The organism is Kitasatospora sp. NPDC023385, from assembly GCF_055664045.1.
In genome coordinates, this window is record NZ_JBVOOL010000033.1 from 37567 (window position 1) to 55991 (window position 18425).

At 73.2% G+C, this 18425-nt stretch carries 16 protein-coding genes; 9 read left to right on the forward strand and 7 right to left on the reverse strand.

The annotated features are described in order from the left end of the window. Nucleotides 1-64: 64 nt before the first annotated feature. Nucleotides 65-940, forward strand: coding sequence for an MOSC domain-containing protein (locus tag AC0B61_RS32305; RefSeq protein ID WP_471745286.1), 876 nt, complete (start codon nucleotides 65-67; stop codon nucleotides 938-940). 276 nt (nucleotides 941-1216) lie between these two features. After that, a complete protein-coding gene (locus AC0B61_RS32310) occupies nucleotides 1217-3724 on the forward strand; it encodes a right-handed parallel beta-helix repeat-containing protein (protein ID WP_471745288.1) in 2508 nt (835 codons plus the stop codon). Nucleotides 3725-4013: 289 nt separating this feature from the next. Here the strand turns inward: AC0B61_RS32310 and AC0B61_RS32315 are convergent, their stop codons facing one another. Both AC0B61_RS32315 and AC0B61_RS32320 read right to left on the reverse strand, forming a co-directional pair. Further along, complete coding sequence (locus AC0B61_RS32315) at nucleotides 4014-5156, reverse strand: PLP-dependent cysteine synthase family protein (RefSeq protein WP_471745290.1); 1143 nt, start codon at nucleotides 5154-5156, stop codon at nucleotides 4014-4016. Nucleotides 5157-5268: 112 nt separating this feature from the next. Continuing rightward, nucleotides 5269-6543, reverse strand: a complete 1275-nt coding sequence (locus AC0B61_RS32320) for an ROK family protein (RefSeq protein WP_471745292.1) — start codon at nucleotides 6541-6543, stop codon at nucleotides 5269-5271. Between the two features lie 17 nt (nucleotides 6544-6560). On the opposite strand from AC0B61_RS32320, the gene AC0B61_RS32325 reads away from it, so the two are divergent. Further along, on the forward strand, nucleotides 6561-7871 hold the full coding sequence (locus AC0B61_RS32325) for an MFS transporter (RefSeq protein WP_471745294.1): 1311 nt from the start codon (nucleotides 6561-6563) through the stop codon (nucleotides 7869-7871). A 131-nt stretch (nucleotides 7872-8002) separates the two neighbouring features. Further along, complete coding sequence (locus AC0B61_RS32330; protein WP_471745296.1) at nucleotides 8003-8575, forward strand: HutD/Ves family protein; 573 nt, start codon at nucleotides 8003-8005, stop codon at nucleotides 8573-8575. A gap of 96 nt (nucleotides 8576-8671) precedes the next feature. On the opposite strand, the gene AC0B61_RS32335 is transcribed toward AC0B61_RS32330, so the two are convergent. Further along, a complete protein-coding gene (locus AC0B61_RS32335; RefSeq protein ID WP_471745335.1) occupies nucleotides 8672-9532 on the reverse strand; it encodes an esterase/lipase family protein in 861 nt (286 codons plus the stop codon). Nucleotides 9533-9877: 345 nt separating this feature from the next. On the opposite strand from AC0B61_RS32335, the gene AC0B61_RS32340 reads away from it, so the two are divergent. Next, on the forward strand, nucleotides 9878-11191 hold the full coding sequence (locus AC0B61_RS32340) for a PucR family transcriptional regulator (protein WP_471745298.1): 1314 nt from the start codon (nucleotides 9878-9880) through the stop codon (nucleotides 11189-11191). Between the two features lie 162 nt (nucleotides 11192-11353). Here the strand turns inward: AC0B61_RS32340 and AC0B61_RS32345 are convergent, their stop codons facing one another. Then, entirely contained in the window at nucleotides 11354-11716 is a 363-nt protein-coding gene (locus AC0B61_RS32345) for a peptidoglycan-binding domain-containing protein (RefSeq protein WP_471745300.1), read from the reverse strand. 162 nt (nucleotides 11717-11878) lie between these two features. Next, nucleotides 11879-12634: an acyltransferase gene (locus AC0B61_RS32350; RefSeq protein WP_471745302.1), complete on the reverse strand. Its 756-nt coding sequence runs from the start codon at nucleotides 12632-12634 to the stop codon at nucleotides 11879-11881. A 221-nt stretch (nucleotides 12635-12855) separates the two neighbouring features. Between AC0B61_RS32350 and AC0B61_RS32355 the strand changes: the two genes are divergently transcribed. Next, a complete protein-coding gene (locus AC0B61_RS32355) occupies nucleotides 12856-13620 on the forward strand; it encodes a maleylpyruvate isomerase family mycothiol-dependent enzyme (protein ID WP_471745304.1) in 765 nt (254 codons plus the stop codon). Nucleotides 13621-13780: 160 nt separating this feature from the next. Here AC0B61_RS32355 and AC0B61_RS32360 read toward each other — a convergent pair whose 3' ends face one another. Continuing rightward, nucleotides 13781-14554: an enoyl-CoA hydratase family protein gene (locus AC0B61_RS32360; RefSeq protein WP_471745306.1), complete on the reverse strand. Its 774-nt coding sequence runs from the start codon at nucleotides 14552-14554 to the stop codon at nucleotides 13781-13783. Nucleotides 14555-15005: 451 nt separating this feature from the next. On the opposite strand from AC0B61_RS32360, the gene AC0B61_RS32365 reads away from it, so the two are divergent. Beyond that, nucleotides 15006-15197, forward strand: a complete 192-nt coding sequence (locus AC0B61_RS32365; RefSeq protein ID WP_471745308.1) for an ATP-grasp domain-containing protein — start codon at nucleotides 15006-15008, stop codon at nucleotides 15195-15197. A gap of 64 nt (nucleotides 15198-15261) precedes the next feature. Further along, nucleotides 15262-15666, forward strand: a complete 405-nt coding sequence (locus tag AC0B61_RS32370) for a RidA family protein (protein WP_471745310.1) — start codon at nucleotides 15262-15264, stop codon at nucleotides 15664-15666. Nucleotides 15667-15737: 71 nt separating this feature from the next. On the opposite strand, the gene AC0B61_RS32375 is transcribed toward AC0B61_RS32370, so the two are convergent. Then, nucleotides 15738-17210, reverse strand: coding sequence for an MFS transporter (locus AC0B61_RS32375; protein ID WP_471745312.1), 1473 nt, complete (start codon nucleotides 17208-17210; stop codon nucleotides 15738-15740). A 157-nt stretch (nucleotides 17211-17367) separates the two neighbouring features. Between AC0B61_RS32375 and AC0B61_RS32380 the strand changes: the two genes are divergently transcribed. Further along, complete coding sequence (locus AC0B61_RS32380; RefSeq protein WP_471745314.1) at nucleotides 17368-18354, forward strand: ArsR/SmtB family transcription factor; 987 nt, start codon at nucleotides 17368-17370, stop codon at nucleotides 18352-18354. Nucleotides 18355-18425: the final 71 nt, after the last annotated feature.

Genomic DNA, 18425 nt, shown 5'->3' on the forward strand with positions numbered 1-18425 from the left:
GGGTTGGGTAGAGGGGCCACGGGGGCCCTGCGGACGACCGGAAGGCGGCTGGCAGGATGGGGGAATGCAGCTCACCGGACTCCACGTCTACCCCGTCAAGTCCATGTACCGCCTGAGCCCGGACACCGCCCTGGTCCACCCCTGGGGCCTGGCCGGAGACCGCCGCTGGATGCTCGCCGACCCGACCGGACGCTTCGTCAGCCAACGCCAGAACGCTGCCCTCGGACAGATCCGGCCCGGGCTCCTCCCCGACGGCTCCCTCGCGCTGACCGCCCCCGACGGCTCCCGGATCGAGGTCCCCGCCCCCGCCGTCGCCACCGGCGCCCCGCTCGCCGAAGTCGAGGTCTGGGGCACCCGCTTCCGCGCCGCCGAGGCCGCCAAGGAGGCGCACCAGTGGATCGCCGAGCACCTCGGCGACTACCGCCTGGTCCACCTCGACGACCCGCGCGCCCGGCCCGTCGACCCCGAGTACGGCGAGCCCGGCGACAGCGTCTCGATGGCCGACGGCTTCCCGCTGCTGCTCACCACCACCGCCTCGCTCGACCGGCTCAACGAGCTGGTCGCCGCCGAACACCCCGAGGGCCACGAGACCCTGCCGATGGAGCGCTTCCGCCCCAACGTGGTCGTCACCGGTGCCGAGCCCTGGGCCGAGGACAGCTGGCGCCGGATCCGGATCGGCGAGCTGACCTTCAAGGTGGTCAAGCCCTGCGGCCGCTGCGTCATCACCACCACCGACCAGGAGACCGGCGAGCGCCGCGGCAAGGAGCCGCTGCGCACCCTGGCCCGGCACCACCGGCTGATGAGCACGGCCGCGTTCGGGCAGAACCTCATCCCCGAGCGGCCGGCCGGCGTCGAGGGCGACGAGCTCGGCGCGCTGCACCTCGGTGACACCGTCGAGGTACTGGAGGCCGGGGCGCACTGGCCCGCCGACGCGCGCTGACCTTCATCGCGCCCCGAGGTCCGGAGTTCGGGTCCGGGGTTCGGTGTCCGGGGTTCGGAGTCCGGGCCCGCCGCCCCGGACGGAACCACCGCTGTGCGTGCTCGTTGAAACAAGTGGTCGGAACCTGTGGCCGCGGTGAGCGCTACCGGTGTCCGCGCGACAACGGGCGGCCGGACCACCCACGTGGGCGCGCTACGGTGGGCGGACGGCCCGCGCACCGTAGCGCGTTCGGCCCGATGATCGCCGGCTCGACGAAGGTGGGGACGACAGACCGTCATGGCTGAGCACAGGGTCCGGGTCACCCAGGACAGCGCATCCCGCTGGCGTCGCCGCGCGGGAGAGTACGACACGCTCGCGGAAGCCCTGGCGGCCGCCGAACCGGGCGACACCGTGACCGTCCGACCCGGCACCTTCCGGGAGAACGTGCTGCTGGACAAGCCGGTGACGATCGTCCCGGCCCAGGGCCCCGGCACCGTGCGGATCGAACCGCCGTCCGGGGTCGCGATCACCGTCACCGCCGCCGCGACCGTCCGCGATCTGGTCGTGGAGGGCGGCGAAAGCTCCTCCCCGGCCGTCCTGGTCACCGGCGCCCAGGCGACGCCCTCGTTCAACGGCTGCCGGATCGAGACCCGTTCGGCCAGCGGGATCGAGATCACCGCCGGCGCCCGGCCCACCCTGCGCGGCTGCGTCATCGCCAACCCGGGCGGACTCGGGCTGCGGCTGCGCGGCGAAGGCACCGCCGCCGCCTTCGAGGACTGCGAGGTCGCCGCCGCCGGGCAGGCCGGGCTCGCCGTCCTCGGCGGCGCGACCGCCGTCCTCGACCGCTGCCGCATCCACCACGCCTCCGGCGCCGGCGTGCTCCTCTCCGACCCCGGCAGCGCGGCCGAACTGTCCGGCTGCGAGATCTACGAGATCCGCGGCAGCGGCGTCCAGGCGGAGGCCCAGGCCGGCGGGCGGCTGGTCGACTGCGAGATCCACCGGGTCACCGGCAACGGCCTGACCCTCGACGGCGAGGCCGAGTTGGTACTCACCGGCTGCCGGGTGCACGACCTGCCGGAGAACGGCGCGGACCTGCGCGGACGAGCCCGGCTCAGGCTCGCGAACACCACCGTCCGGGACTTCGGGCGCGGCGCCCTGTCGGTCTGGGACCAAGGCACCGAGGCCGTCGCCGAGTCCTGCCAGATCCACAGCTCGACCGGCGAGTACCCGGCGCTGTGGGTCAGCGACGGCGCCCGGCTCACCCTCACCGACTGCTCGCTGCACGACCTGCCGGACGCCCTGTTCGTCCTCGACCGGGACTCCGCCGCCACCGCCGAGGGCTGCTCGTTCAGCCGGATCCGCAGCTCGGCGGTCTCGGTCAGCGGCGGGGCCACCGTCTCCCTCGCCGCCTGCCGGGTGCAGGAGGCCGGAACGGGGCTCTGGTTCCGCGACCACGGCAGCGGCGGGCTGCTCACCGACTGCGAGATCTCCGACGTCGCGACCGGGGTGATCGTCACCAAGGGCGCCGACCCGGTGCTGCGCGACTGCACCGTCCGGGCCAGTACGGACGCCGGGGTCTACATCTCGGCGCAGGGGCGGGGCACCTTCGAGGACTGCCGGGTATCGCACGGCAAGGGCTTCGGCTTCCACATCATCGACGGCTGCCGCACGCAGCTCATCCGGTGCCGGGCGGAGCAGAACGAACGGGCCGGATTCGAGTTCTCCGAGCCGGGGCCGGTCGCGGAGGGGTGCACCTCGGACGACGTGGGGGCGGCGCCGCAGGCGGTCGCTCCGGCGGGGCCGGCGGGTCTGGCGGGTCCGGGTGGCGGAGCGGGGCTGGGGCTTGGCCCGGGGCGCGGGTCCGGACCTGGCTCTCCGTACGGCGGTGCGGACGTACCGGCGCCCCGGACGCCCCAACTCGCCACCGTGGGACAGCTGTTGGCACCGCCGGTGACGGCTTCGGCGGCGATCTCACCGATCCCCGACTGCCGACCGGCCGACGAGGCGCTCGCCGAACTGGACTCCCTGGTCGGACTGGCTACGGTGAAGCAGGAAGTGCGCACCCTGATCGACCTGATCTCGGTCGGCCGGCGGCGCCGCCAAGCCGGGCTCAAAGCCCCCTCGTTGCGCCGCCATCTGGCCTTCACCGGCGCCCCCGGCACCGGCAAGACCACCGTCGCCCGGCTGTACGGCGAGATCCTCGCCTCGCTCGGGGTGCTCCAGCGCGGGCACCTGGTCGAGGTGGCCCGGGTCGACCTGGTCGGCGAGCACATCGGTTCCACCGCGATCCGCACCGCGGCCGCCTTCGACCGGGCGCGCGGCGGAGTCCTCTTCATCGACGAGGCGTACGCGCTCGCTCCGGAGGACGGCGCTCGGGACTTCGGGCGCGAGGCGATCGACACCCTGGTCAAGCTGATGGAGGACCACCGGGACGAAGTGGTCGTCATCGTGGCGGGCTACACCGCCGAGATGGAGCGCTTCCTCTCCGCCAACCCCGGTGTCTCGTCCCGTTTCTCACGCACCATCAGCTTTCCGGACTACACGGCGGACGAGCTGCTGGAGATCGCCCGGGCACAGTGCGCGGAGCACGAGTACGCGCTCTCGGAGGAGACGGAGCACGCGCTGCTGGAGCACTTCGGGCGGCTCGATCGCGGGCCCAACTTCGGCAACGGGCGCACCGCGCGACAGGTCTTCGAGACCATGATCGAGCGGCACGCGGTACGGATCGCCCACCTCACCGACCCGTCCACCGAGGAACTCCAGCTGCTCGTCCCGGCGGATCTGCCGACTGTTCCGCTGCCGTAGGGTCCGGTCGGGGGACTCGCGGGTGGCGCCAGCCCGTAGCCCAGCAGCCGCCGCACCAGCAGTTCCATCGGCGCCGCTGCCACCCGCGCCCGTACGCTGATCGCCGACACGCTGACGTGCTGGTCGCCGTGGGCATCGGCTACGTCGGCGCCAGCTACCTGGTGGCGCCGGAGAGCGTCGTCTCCGGTTTCGGCCTGCCCGAGTGGCCGCACGGCGAGGCGGCGGCGACCGGAGCGGCGACCGGGGCGCTGGGCGAGCCGTCTGACGGGACGTCGGACCGGCTGCGGCGTCAGCCCTTCCACGGGCCGCCGGCGAGGAAGGACTCCAGCGCGGCCCGGTACGGCGCGATGTCGATCCGCTCACCGGCCAGCCAGTCGTCCGAGTAGTACTTGTCCAGGTAGCGGTCTCCCGGATCGCAGATCAGGCCGACGACGCTGCCCGTCCGCCCGTCCGCGCGCATCTCCGCCACGATCCGCAGCGCGCTCCAGAGGCCGGTGCCCGTGGAGGCGCCGGCCTTCTTGCCGAGCACCTGCTCCAGCACCCGCACGGCGGCGATCGACGCGGCGTCCGGCACCTTCATCATCCGGTCGACCGCCCCCGGGACGAAGCTCGGTTCCATCCGGGGGCGCCCGATGCCCTCGATCCGCGAGCCGCTCCCGCAGACGGCGTCCGGGTCGTGGTTCACCCAGCCGTCGAAGAAGCAGGAGTTCTCCGGGTCCGCGACGCAGATCCGGGTGTCGTACTGCATGTAGTGCACGTACCGGGCGATGGTCGCCGAGGTGCCGCCGGTCCCGGCGGTGGCGACGATCCAGGCCGGCTCGGGGTGCGGCTCCAGGCGCAGCTGCGCGAAGACCGACTCGGCGATGTTGTTGTTGCCGCGCCAGTCGGTGGCCCGCTCGGCGTAGGTGAACTGGTCCATGTAGTGCCCGCCGGTCTCCTCGGCGAGCCGCGCGGAGGCCTCGTACACCTCGTCCGAGCGTTCGACCAGGTGGCACTCGCCGCCGTGGAACTCGATCAGGTCGATCTTGGCCTGGCTGGTGCTCTTGGCCATGACGGCGATGAACGGCACCCCGATGAGCTGGGCGAAGTACGCCTCCGAGACGGCGGTGGAGCCGCTGGAGGCCTCGATCACCGGCTTGCCGGGGCGGATCCAGCCGTTGCAGAGCCCGTAGAGGAAGAGCGAGCGGGCCAGCCGGTGCTTGAGCGAGCCGGTCGGGTGGGTGGACTCGTCCTTGAGGTAGAGGTCGATGCCCCACTCGGCGGGCAGCGGGAAGCGCAGGAGGTGGGTGTCGGCGGAGCGGTTGGCGTCGGCCTGGACCTTGCGCACCGCCTCCTTCAGCCAGGCGCGGTACTCCGGGTCGGACCGGTCGACGTCGACGGTCGGCTCGATGCCTCGATCGGTACCGGGCCGGGTGCCGGGCTGGGTGCTCATGGTCGCTTCTCCCTCGCGGTGACCCCCCACTGCTCACTACGAGTGTATGAGAGTCACGATAAGTGACCGTTGTCGAAGACCCAGCTTCCGCTTATCACCGCGGGAGAGGTGCCTAGACGGGCACCGACTGCGGGTCCGCCAGATACGGTCCCCACCCCAGCTCGGCCGCGCCCGCGAGCGCGCCGTGCGTCAGCTCCGCGCCGACGATCGGCACCCGGCCGCTGCGTCCCCAGAGGCAGCGCTCGGCGACCACCGCGCGCAGCCGCTCGGGCGCGGCCTTCAGCAGGTCGAGGTGCAGGCCGCTGAGGACCACCCGGTCGGGGTTGAGGATGTTGGCGACGCCGGCCAGCCCGAGCCCGAGCCGGTCGATGACGTGCTCCACCGCCGCGCGCGCCCGGTCGTCCGTGGCGGCCGCCCGGCACAGCTCTCGCGCCTGGTCGAGCAGTGGGCGCCCCCGATCCGGCGTGAGCCCTGCGGCGGCGAACAGTGCGTCGGGGTCGGTCTCGGAGTTGAGGCAGCCTCGGTTTCCGCACATGCACGGCCGTCCCTGCGGGTCGACGGTGAGGTGGCCGACCTCCAGGGCGAGGCCGGCGCTGCCGGTGTGCAGATGCCCGTCGATGACCAGCGCGCCACCGACGCCGCGGTGGCCGGAGGTGACGAAGAGCAGGTGGCGGGCGCCGCGGCCGGCGCCGTGCCGATACTCGGCGAGCGCGGCGAGGTTGGCGTCGTTGGCGATCGCGGCGGGCATCGGACGCAGGGCCTTCGGGCCGTGGTCGGCGCGGCCGACCTCGACGTCGTACAGGTCGGCGACCGGGGTGCCGCTGGGCCAGGCAAAGTGCAGCGCGGCGAGCGCGGCACCGTCCGGCTCGGTGACCGGGTTGGGCAGCGCGAGCGCGGCGCCCAGGCAGCGGCGGTCGGTGGCGCGGGCGAGGCGGGCGCCCGCCTCGGCGACGGCGCGCAGCATCCGGACGGGGTCGGTGGCGGCGGGCAGCGGCAGGTGGACGGGCGGGTCGAGCAGTCCGCCGAGGCAGGCCAGGGTGACGCTCAGGCCGTCGGCGTGGATCTGCCCGGCGACCACGACCGGCCCCTGCGGGTCGATCGCGAGTCGGTGCGAGGGACGTCCGCGACCGCCGCCGGCCGGGCGCGAGTCGACGGTGATCAGGCCGAGCGCTTCCAGCTCGGCGGTGACCGCCCCGGCGGTGGCCCGGGTCACGTCCAGCGCGCGGGTGAGCGCCGAGCGGGTCGGCGTCTGGCCGGTGTGGATCAGCGAGAGCGCGGGGCCGAGCAGCGTCCGACCGCGGTCGGGGGCCGCGCGCCGATGGCCGTCGCGCTGCGCGTCGGGGTCGTTCCCGGTGCCGGGCCGCGGGCTTGATGGTGAGAGCTGCACGCCCCTATTGTGACTTTGTGCCGCTTCGAAACAAAATCAGTTCCCACCCCACCCCGGACCACTCCTCCCCCCAGTCTCGCAGCACACCCCCGGTGACCGACAGCCCCTGGGGCCCCGCACGACTCGCACTCACCGCGTTCTTCGCCGTCGACGGCTTCCTCTTCGCCGCCTGGGTCGTCCGCATCCCGGACGTCCGCAGCCAGGTCAGCGCCTCGCACAGCGGCCTCGGACTCGCCCTGCTCTGCCTGTCCATGGGCGCCGTCATCACCATGCCCATGGTCGGACGCCTCTGCCTGCGGTACGGCTCGCGCCCGGTCACCGTCGGCTCGCTCGCCCTGCTCAGCCTCGCCGTTCTGCTGCCCGCGCACGCCCACTCCGTCGCCACGCTCGGCGGCGTACTACTGCTGTTCGGCGCCGGATACGGCGGCGCGAACGTCGCGATGAACAGCGCGGCCGTCGACCTGGTCGCGCAGCTGCGACGGCCCGTCATGCCCAGCTTCCACGCCGGATACAGCTTCGGCGGACTGGTCGGCACCGGCGTCAGCGGACTACTGGCCGGGCCCCTGAGCACCGCGTGGACGCTCGCGCTCAGCGGGGCGCTGGGCATGGCCGTCACCGTCGGCGCGGGCATCGTGCTGCTGCGGAGCCCGGCGGCGCCGCTGGTCGCGCCCGAGCGGGCGGCGGGTGCGGCGGGCGGCCGGACGGCCGGCGCGGCTGGCACGGCTGGCACGGCTGGCACGGCTGGCGGTGGGACGGCTGGCGCGGGCGCGGGCCGGCCACGCGTCCGGCTGCTGGTGCTGCTGCTCGGCGTCACCGCTCTGTGCACCGCGTACGGCGAGGGTGCGATCGCCGACTGGACCACCCTCCACCTCACCGACGACGTCCACGCGACCGCCGCGGTGGCCGCCACGGGCTACGGCGCGTACGCGTTCGCGATGGCCGGCGGACGGGTCGGCGGCACCTGGCTGTCCATAAGGCTCGGCCAGAACCGACTGATGCTGGCCGGCGGACTGACGGCCGCGGCGGGCATGCTGGTGGCCGCACTCGCACCGGTGGTGCCGCTGGCGATCGGCGGCTTCGTCCTGGCCGGCCTCGGGTTGGCCAACCTCTTCCCGCTCGCCATCGCCCAGGCCGGCGCGGCGGGCGGCCCGCAGGGCGTGGCGCTCGCCTCGTCCCTCGGGTACGGCGGGATGCTGATCGGCCCGGTGGTGATCGGCTTCCTCGCCGACGCGGCCGGACTGCCGATCGCCCTCACCACGGTCGCGGTGGCTGCCACAGCGGCGGCGCTCCTGCCGCTGGCGGTCGGGCGACGCTCGGACAACAGGTGACAGGCGATGGATAACAGATAACAGCTGACAGATTTCAACATCTGTCAGCTGTCAGCTGTTATCCGTCCGCTGTCGTCCACCTCCGCCCCTCCTGCCGACGGCCCCGCCCCGTAGTGGCAGGATGCGTGGCCATGACGACCAGCGCACCCTTCCAGGTACTGCGGGCGAGCGAGCGCCCGGCGACGGCATGGCTCAACGGGGGCGGGGTGACCAGGGAGGTCGCCGGGTTCCCGACCGGGGCCGGGCTGGACGGGTTCGACTGGCGGGTCAGCCTGGCCGACGTGGCCTCGGCCGGGCCGTTCTCCCTCTTCCCCGGCATCGACCGGGTGATCACCCTGGTCGAGGGCGCCGGCATGGTGCTCACCGTCGACGGCGTCGAGCAGCTGGTCGACGCGCCGTACCGGCCGTTCGCCTTCTCCGGCGACGCCACCACGGACTGCCGACTGCTGGCCGGCCCGGTGGTGGACTTCAACGTGATGACCCGTCGAGGGCGGGTCGAAGCCACCGTGGACCCGGTCACCGCGCCCGCCACCGTCGAGGTCCCGGCCGGGGGCACCGTCCTCCTGGTCTGCCTGGCCGGATCGGCCCTCCTGGGCAACGCCGAACTCGCCGGCTACGACGCGGCGTTGCTCGACGCCCCGGGCACGTACGAGCTGCGCCCGAGCGGCGTCACTGCCGTCATCAGCTTCCGCCCCGCCCACTGACCAGCTCCGCCCATCGACGGCCCGGACGCCCGCGCTCCCGCCCCCGAATCGGCGAGCAGGAACGGGAGCGGGAGCGCGCGAGCGCCGGTGCCGCCGTCAGCCGCAGAGCGCCGGCGTGGCGTGCGCCGGGTCCAGGGCGTTGGTCACCAGGTGCAGCGCCGTCGGCGAGAACGCGATCGCGACGTGTTCGACGAGCGAGACCGGGCAGTGGTTCTGCAGCACCTCGTTGTCGACGGCGGGACCGTTCAGGAACTGGGTCCGCCACGGGGTGACGACCTCGTCGTACACGGTCGAGATCACCGTGTAGCTGACGCCCGGCACGGTGTCCGGGCGGGAGGCCATCGTCCTGTTGAAGTCGGAACCCACCGCCTGGTCGCGGCAGGCCTGGCAGACGGTGTAGATCAGGTCCGCCACGCCCGGGAAGTACGGCGCGAGGTTGACGATCCCGTCGAGCGTCGTGCCGTGGCTGGAGGGCGCCAGCCCGATCAGCTTGCCGACCTTGGACGCGCCACCGAGGAACTTCAGGTAGTAGTTCGGCAGCATGCCGCCCTGCGAGTGCCCGACGATGTCGACCTTGGCCGCTCCCGTCGCGTTGCGCACCAGGTCGACGAAGCGGGCGAGTTGGGCGGCCGAGTCCGGCACCGCGCCGAGGCCCCCGATCGGGAGCAGCAGGCCGCTGCCGGTGGAGGTGACGCCGGGGATCGTCCCGTAGTCGAGCGCGAAGACGCAGTACCCGAGGCTCTTCAGTAGCGGGGAGAGCGCCAGCCAGTTCTCGTAGCGGTTCGCGAAGGTGCCGTGCACCAGGACGACCGGGTCGGGGTGCGCGGCGGTGGGTCGGCAGTTCCAGTCGTTGGCGCCGGGCGGCGAGGCCACCGTGTCGCCGTCGGGCGGCAGTTCGCCGGCGGCAGCAACAGCGGCAGCCCCGGCACGGGCACCGGCCCCGGCAGCAGTGGCGATGGCCGGGACCGCCTGGCCGCCCGGAGCCGCGTACGCAGGAGCCGTGGTCGCGCCGACGAGCAGTGCCCCCGCGAGCACGGCCGCACCGAAAGCACCGAAAGCACCGAACGCGCCGGACGCGCCGAACGCGCCGGACGAGCCGGACGAGCCGGACGAGCCGAAGGCGCCGGCCGCGCGGCTGAGCCCCCGGCGCAAGGGACTTGCGGAGAAGCGGAGAAGTGGGGTTCTCAACTGTTGCCTCCACAGCGGAAGTTTGTTACCAACAGGTAACCCGAGTGGATCCATCATGCGGTCGCCCCTCCGGCCGGGCCCTTGGGTGTTCCCCAGACCTGGACGGTGTTCTCTGTGACCGGTCACAACGCACCCCACTGCCCACCCCCGAACACTTCCGCCCAGGCGCCGGGTTGGCGGATCCCGGTGATCGGCGGGCTGCCCGCCGATCAGCGACTCCTCTGCGGCGTCCGCGAGTTGGCCGAGTCCGTGGTCGCCGCCCTGCTGGACCGGGTGCCGGTCTACCACCGCCTGCCCCGCGAACAGCTCACCGGCGAGCTCACCCGGGACACCGAGCGCCGGGTCCGCGCCCTCGCCCACACCGTCCGCACCGGACTGCCCGCTCCGGCCGAGGAGTTCACCGCCGTCCGGGAGGCCGCCGCCCGCCGCGCCGAGGAAGGCCTGCCGCTGGACGCCGTCCTGCTCGCCCAACACCTCGGGCTGGAGGTCTGCTGGGAGTTCGTCACCCGCCACGCCCGGGATGGCGACGCCGCCGAGCTACTGGTCCTCAACCGGCTGCTGCTCGACCAGCTCCGGCAGGCCTCCACCGCCGCCGGCGCGGGCTACCTGGAAGGGCGCCGCCCCGCCGCCGACCGTCGCTACGCGGCGCGACAGTCCCTGCTCACCGCACTGCTCGCGGGCACCCCCGCCGACGAGGCCGCCACCCGGGCCGGACTCCGGCTGCCTGCCGGCTACGCCGTGCTCTGCCTCTCCGTCGCCGAGCACCCCGACGAGCGCTCCCCCGGCGTCGACCCCGGCATCGCCGGCCGCCGCAAGCTCCGTCGGCTCGTAGCCGAACTCGACCACCGCACCCGGCAGTTGGCGCTCACCGCGCTCGCGCCGTCGGGCGGACTGGTGCTCGTCCCGTTCGACCCGTCCCCGGGATCAACCGACGACCCCATCGCCGAAGCCCCGTGGCCGCACCTCGCTGCCACCCTCGCCGCAGCGGCCCGCGCGGCCGGTGCGCCCGTTCTCGCCGGAGCCGCCGCAGGCGCACCCGCCGAGGTACCCCAAGCGGCCGCTCTCGCCTACGAAGTCCTCGATGTCGCCCAGGCGTTCGGGCGCCCGCCCGGACTGCACCGGCTGGACGACATCCTCCTGGAGTACCAGCTCACCCGCCCCAGCCAGGCTCGCGCCCGGCTCGCCTCCCTCCTGGAACCCCTGGCCGACAGCGGGGAGTTGCTCACGACCCTGCGCACCCACCTGGGCAGCGGCCTCAACCGCCGGCACACCGCGAGCGCCCTGCACCTGCACCCGAACACCGTCGACTACCGGCTGCGCCGCATCGCCACCCTGACCGGCCTGGACCCGACGCACCCCGCCGACGCCCTGCGGATCACCGCCGCCCTAGCCGCACGGACGGCCGAACAGGCTGCGCCCGTCCGGTAGTTCCGACCAGTCTCGCCCACCCGACCGAACCCGACTCACCCTGTCCTACCCCCGGACGCGGAAGCAGCGCGTACACGGCACGGCACCCGCACCACCGACGTCGGTCACGACGACGACGGCACGGGTGCCGCGAAAGGTCCGATCAGCAGGCCGGACCGGGCCTCAGCAGTTGATCGAGCCGTGGGTCAGCACCCAACCGTTCAGCTTGTCCCAGGTCAGCGGGCCGACGATGCCGTCCGGCGAGAGGCCGGTGCACCGCTGGAACCGCCAGACGGCGTTGTCGGTCCCGGCGCCCCAGATGCCGTCCTCGTCCAGCCTGGTGCTCCAGGACGAGTACGTGATGTGGTTGAGCTCGCACTGGAGCTGCTTCACCGCGTCACCGGTGTTGCCGTAGCGGAGCGTGGGCTGGGCATTGGTGTAGCCGCAGTACTGCGAGGCCTGCGCCGAGGCGGTGGGCGCGGTCGCGATCCCGGCCGCCAGCACGAGTCCAGCGGTGACGAGACCGCCGACGAGACGGTTGCGCATGGGAGTCCCCCGTTCCATGGGTCTATCGATGTCAATCGATGTCAATCAACGCCAGTCCATGTCGACCGATGTCGATCAAGGTCAAGGTCAAGCAAGCGGCACAATAACCGACGATTCGTCAGTAAAACGGAGGGATCGTCTAAAGGATCGACAAAACGATCATCAGTCCTGCTCTCCCGGCAGCCTCAGGTCCCACCCGACCAGGGCACGCAGCTGCTCCGCCGTCACGCCCTCCGGCACCGGCTGGGGCGCGTCATGGCGCAGCGGCGGCTGCCAGCCTTCCTCCTCGGTCCATCGGCGGACCACCTTGGCCGGCGCCCCGGCGACAACGCTGTGGTCGGGCACCTCGCCGCGCACCACCGCGCCCGCCGCGACCACCACGTTGCGGCCGATCCGAGCGCCCGGCAGGATCACCGCGCCGGTGCCGATCCAGCTGCCCGCGCCGATCTCCACCGGCACGTTGCGCGGCCACTGCTTGCCGATCGGCAGGTCGGTGGCCCGGTACTCGTGCGCCTGGTCGGAGATGTAGACGCCGGGCCCGGTCCACACGTCGTCACCGAGCACGATCGACTGGTGGCCGACGATGTGGCTGTCCCGGCCGATCACGCAGCCGCCGCCGATCCGCACGATCGGTTCCGGCCCGAGGTCGAGGCCGGGCAGGAAACCGGCGCTGATGGTGACCCGCTCACCGATGATCGAGAACGGCCCGATGGTGATCCACTGCTCGTTGAACACCGCACCGAGCGGGAAGGCCAGGGTCGTACCGTCCCCCAGCGCGCCGAACCGGTACGGCCCCGGGCTCTGGTTGGTGACCGCGCCGGTCCGCTGCACCCAGCGCCAACCCCGGTGAACGAGGCGCCCTGCGGCACGGCGACCACCGGCCCGAACGGCGGAGACGAGGGAGCGGGTTATCGGCATGCGCTCACGTTACCGGCCCGTAGCAGTCGCCCGGCCGTCAGGCGGCCAACATCACACCGGCCACACCAGCCACCCCTTCCCCGGCGACCAAAAGCACCGACCACACCAGCGGCACACCACCGACCACACCTCCGGGCACACCTCCGGGCACACCTCCGGGCACCCGAAGGAAAGTCCGAAATCCGCGACCGGCGGCAGCCCGCAGTGGAAGACTCCGCCCCATGAAGATCACCGAACACATCGACGCGCTGCGCCACGAGGGCGTCCGACTCGCCGAAGCCGCCGCCCGTACCGAGCTGTCCGCCCCCGTCCCGACCTGCCCGGACTGGCAGTTGGCGGACCTGCTGCGGCACGTCGGCTACGTCCACCGCTGGGCCGCCGCCATCCCGTCCCGGGGCTTGTCGGCGCCACTGAACGAGGCGGACGCGGAGGCTGCCGTCGGACCGCTGCCGTCGGACGCCGCACTGCTCGATTGGTTCCGCGAAGGCCACGCCGCCCTGGTGGACACGCTCACCAAGGCCCCGGACGATGTCGAGTGCTGGACCTTCCTGCCCTCCCCCAGCCCGCTGGCGTTCTGGGCCCGGCGCCAGGCGCACGAGACCGCCATCCACCGCTACGACGCCGATTCGGCCGCCGGAATCCCCGGCCCGGCCATGGACACCGTGCTCGCCCTCGACGGCATCGACGAACTGGCGCGCGGCTTCATGACCCGCAGCAGGGCCACGCTGCGCAGCGACCGGCCGCGCACCCTCCGGATCCAGCCCACCGACGGCGTACCCTCCTGGCACCTGACGATCACCCAGGAGACGCCGACCGTCACCACCGACGAGAGGCCCCAGCCGGCCGACCTCACCCTCACCGGGCCCGCCCACGAGCTCTACCTGCTGCTGTGGAACCGGCTGCCTGCCGATCAGGCGCGGGGAGTCGAGGCCAGCGGGGACCAGGGCCTGCTCGACCTCTGGCGCGAAGCCGCCACGATCAATTGATGTGACGGGCCGGGGGCGGGCGCAGCGCTCACGCAACGGCCGCAGCGCCCGCGCCCACGCCACGCCCACGCCCACGCCCACGCGACCACGGTCGTGTCCTGTCCCCGCGACGAAGGTTCGTGCCCGCGCAGCGACGGCGAGCCTCGCGGGCACCCGGCCGTCAGCGCACCCAGCGCGCGGGCCGCTTCTCCAGGAACGCCCGCATGCCCTCCTGCGCCTCCGCCGAGCCGAACAGCCGCGCCGACAGCTCCACCAGCTCGTCCGCGTCCCGTGTGAAGGAGCGCACCACGTCCGCGTTGGCCAGCCGCTTCGACTCCGCCAGGCCCTGCGGCGAGCCCTGGCGCAGCGCGTCCAGCAGGCCCTTCAGCACGACGCCGGTTTCCTCGGCGGATCCGGTGGCGCTGCTGATCAGGCCGATTCGGGCGGCCTCGGCGGCGTCGAAGACCTCACCGGTGAGGTAGTAGCGGGAGGCGGCGCGCGGCTCCAGCTTGGGGCGCAGCGGGAGGGAGATGACGGCGGGCGCGAGGCCGAGCCGGACTTCGGTGAAGGCGAAGGTCGAGGCCGGTCCGGCGACGGCGAGGTCCGCCGCGCCGACCAGGCCCAGGCCACCGGCCCGGACGTGCCCGTCGATGACGGCGATCACCGGTTTGGCGCAGTCCACGATCGCCCGCTGCAACTCGACCAGGCCGCGCGGGCCGACCGTCGGGTCCGCGCCGGTCGCCTCCGAGAGGTCCGCGCCCGCGCAGAACACCTTGCCGGTGTGGCCGAGCACCACGGCGCGGACGTCCGGATCGGCGGCGGCCGTCGCCAGACCGGCGTGCAGCTCGGCCATCAGGCGGGTGGAGAGCGCGTTGCGGTTGTGCGGCGAGTCGAGGGTGATTGTGGTGACGGCGTCGGCGGTGCTGACGCGAACGAGGGGCTCTGCGCTGGTCATCGGCGGGGCCTGCCTTCCGGCTGAGGGTGGGTCGGACTGCGGGCGCGGTCCGGGGTGCCCGGATCGCGCCCGGACGACTCTGGCACGCCCACCCGCCCCTCGGCCAGAGCCAACCCGCACCACCCCACCTCGCCTACGGCGGAAAGTGGGTCGGCCCTCGCCTCCGGGGTCGGCGGCCACCGCACCCGCGCCGTAATCCGGTGGTCGCAGCCGTCGCGCCCACGGCTGCAGCATCGCCATGACCAGCGACACCGCCCGGACGACCGACACCGCGCAGGCCGGGCTCGACGGTGCATGTGTACGGCGGGCCGGGTCGCTGTTCGGCGATGCCGTCGGGCGGAAGCTCGGGGAAGGAGTCCGGCGGAGAGGCCGCCGAGGTGCTCGCGTTCGCCCCCGACGTCCTGGCCGCCTGGTGGCGGAGGCGCGCCGCTGCCGAGCGCCGTCGTCGTGGATGTCGGATGTCGGGCGTACGGAGGACGACGGTTGGGCCGTGGTGGAGGCCAACGCGGCCTGGGCCAGCGGTGGTTACGCCGCCGATCCGGACGCCGTGCCGGACGTGGAGTTGCGGACGGGCGAGCCGACCGCCCAACTCCCCTCCACTAACCGACCGTTCCTTCGCAACCTACCCGAGGTAGTGCGCTGAGACCGACGGGGTTGGGGACCGCGGTACTTGCGTCTGCGGTGACTCATGACGCAGGATCCGCGCCATGACCACCTCTCACCTCACCCACATCACCGAACCGCCCGGGGTCGCACCCGGCACCGGCTACACCCAGGTCGTCACCGGTACCGGCCGGCTGGTCCAGGTCTCCGGCCAGGTCGCCTTCGACGAGCACCGGAACCTGGTCGGCGTCGGCGACCCTAAGGCGCAGGCAAGGCAGATCTTCGAGAACCTGAGCCGCTGCCTGGCCGCCGCCGGGGCGGGGTTCGAGCACGTCGTGAAGTTCACCTTCTTCATGACCGACATCGCCTACCTCCCGGCCATCCGCGATGCGCGCGACGAGTACCTGGGCTCCCTGCCCCTGCCGGCCGCCTCCGCGATGCAGGTCGTGGCCCTGTTCAAGCCCGAGGTGCTGATCGAGATCGAGGCGACGGCGATCGTCCCCGAGTAGCCGAAAACGGGACCGGCCGGTCGTGCGCGACCCGCGCCGGCAGCAACGGCCCAGGCCTCAGGCCTCAGGCCTCAGACCGACTCGGGGCTCCCGTCCCGCCGTCCGGCCCACCGGACGACGGGACGCATCGCCAGGCCCGCCGCCGCGAGCACCGCGCCCAGGACGATCCAGCCGACCGCGCCGCACCCGATCACCAGGGTGCTGACCAGCGCCGGACCGGCCATCATCGCGGCCGCCGTCCCCGCGTTGTACACACCCTGGTAGGCGCCGTGATCGCGCTCGTCCGCGAGGTCGTAGCTGAGCGCCCAGCCGCCCGCCTGCCCGACGACCTCACCGAGGGACTGCAGCGCGACCCCGCCGAGCACCACCACGGCCGCGACGGCCGCGGGCAGACCGTGCGCCAGCGAGATGACCAGGCAGGAGGCCGCGAGCGCCATCCCGGCGCGCCCGCAGGCCCGAGCGGCGACGGACCGTTCCTCGGTGCCGCGGGTGGCCCTCACCTGCAGGGTGATCACCAGCAGCGTGTTGACGATCAGGGTGCCCGCGACGGTGATCCGCGGCGCGTCGGTCTCCTGGACGATCCAGAGCGGCACGCCGACCTCCAGGACGGCGAACTGCAGACAGAGCACGGCGTTCAGCACGGTCACGGCGAGGAACGGGCCGTCCCGCAGCGCCGGGTTCCGGCGCCGGCCCTGCTTGGTGCCCTTGCCCGAGGGGTCCGACGGGTTCGGAACACCGGACCCCGCCGACGGCTCGGCCACCGACGGCTCGGCCACCGCTGGCCGGCTCACTGCCGGCCGCAGCAGCTCGGCGAGGCGGTGGAACAGCACGGCGACGACCACGAAGGAGGCCGCATCGGCCAGGATCGCCGTCAGGTAGACCGGCCGGTTGTCCAACTGGAGGGCGACCGCGCCCAGGGCCGTGCCCAGGCAGATGCCCACGTTGGTCACCACCCGCAGGTAGGCCCGGCCCGCCACCCGGCGTTCGGCGGGCAGCACCTCGGCGTAGAGCGCGTTCCGTACGGCGGCGGACCCGCGGTCGACTGCGGAGACCAGGCAGGCCAGCGCGACGAAGGCCGGATAGCTGTGCACCAGCGCGTACCCGGCGGTACCGACCGCCTGTACCGAGACCAGCGCCACCAGCACCCGCCGGGCGCCCCAGCGGTCGGCGGCCCGACCGGCCGGCACGCTGGCGGCGACTCCGCACAGACCCGCGGCGGTCATCCCGAGCCCCAGCTGCGCGGCGCTCAGACCGAGCACGCGCGTGAAGAACAGCACCGCGACGGAGAGGGAGAGGCCGTTGCCCACGGTGTTGACCAGGGTGATCCCGGCCAGCCGACGCACCGTCGGGTCCGGGTGCAGGCGCCGTCGCACGACACCGAGGGCACCCCCGCCACCGGGCGACGCAGGCCCGGCAGGGGCGTCGGGCTCGGCAGGGGCGTCGGGCTCGGCAGGGGCGTCGGGCTCGGCAGGGGCGTCGGGCTCGGCAGGGACTTCGGGCACGGCACGGGCAGGTGCGGAGGACTCCGCCGTCGAGGTGGTCATGCAGCGATCCCACCGCCCGCCGAAGCGGTCCCGGTACTCCTTTAGGCTCTGGCTAAATCCGAAGCCGGACTCCCAACCCCCGGCTCCCGACCCCGGTTCCCGATCCGGTCCGATTCCCGACCCGGTCCCGACCGGATCCCCGCAGAAGGACACCCGCGTGCACCGGTTCACCCTCCGCCTCGCGGACCTCGCCACCACCTGGTTCGCCGCCTCCCCGATCCACGAGGCCGTGCTCAGCCTGCGGATGTGGAGCCACCCGGGCGTCTACCACCTGCAGACCCGGGCCTTCGAACAGCTCAGGCCCGCCTTCGAACGCCTCGACTCCCGACTTCTGCTCTCGCTCGTCGCGGAGAACCGCTTCATGCCGGACTTCCTGACGCCCCGCCCAACCTCTCCCTCGCCCGAGTTCCACGCCGAACTCGCCATCGTGCGCGCGCTGCCGCCGCAGCAGTTGCGCCCCGAACTGGAGCAGACGTACCTCCTGCACGGCCAACCGCTTCCAGCCGTGCTCGCCGCCGGACTCGCCGACCCGGAGCGGCTGTTGGCGCGAATCGCCGACGCACTGGAGGAGTACTGGGAGCTGTGCCTCGCGCCCGCCTGGTGGCCGCAGGCCCGGGCGGCGCTGGAGGCCGACCTGGTCTACCGCGCCCGGCTGCTCGCCCGGCACGGCGCGGCAGCTCTCTTCGCCGACCTGGACCACCGGCTCCACTGGGAGAACGGTGTGCTGTCGATCAACCGGCACTGGACGGGCGGGGACGTGGAGACCGCGGTGGACGCGCGCGGCCTCGTGCTCTGTCCGACCTTCTTCGTCCGCGGCGCGATCACGATGATCAGCAACGACCGTGCGCCGCAGATCAGTTACCCGGCCCGCGGGCAGGCGGGCATGGCCGGCCAGGGCGCACCGGTACCGCCGCAGGCCCTGGAGGCGCTGGTCGGTGCGCCGAAGGCCCGCCTGCTGGCCATGCTCACCGAGCCCGCTTCCACTACCGACCTCGCCTATCGCCTCGGCGTCACTCCGGGTGCGGTCAGCCAGCACCTGTCCGTCCTCGCGGCCACCAGGCTGGTCAACAGGGCCCGCCACGGCCGATCGGTGCTGTACCGGCGCAGCCCGCTCGGGGACGAGCTGACGGGGGCGAACAGATGACAGGTGACAGATGACGGACGACGGCGAACAGATTTCAGGTGACAGATAACAGATAACAGATGTTGAACTCT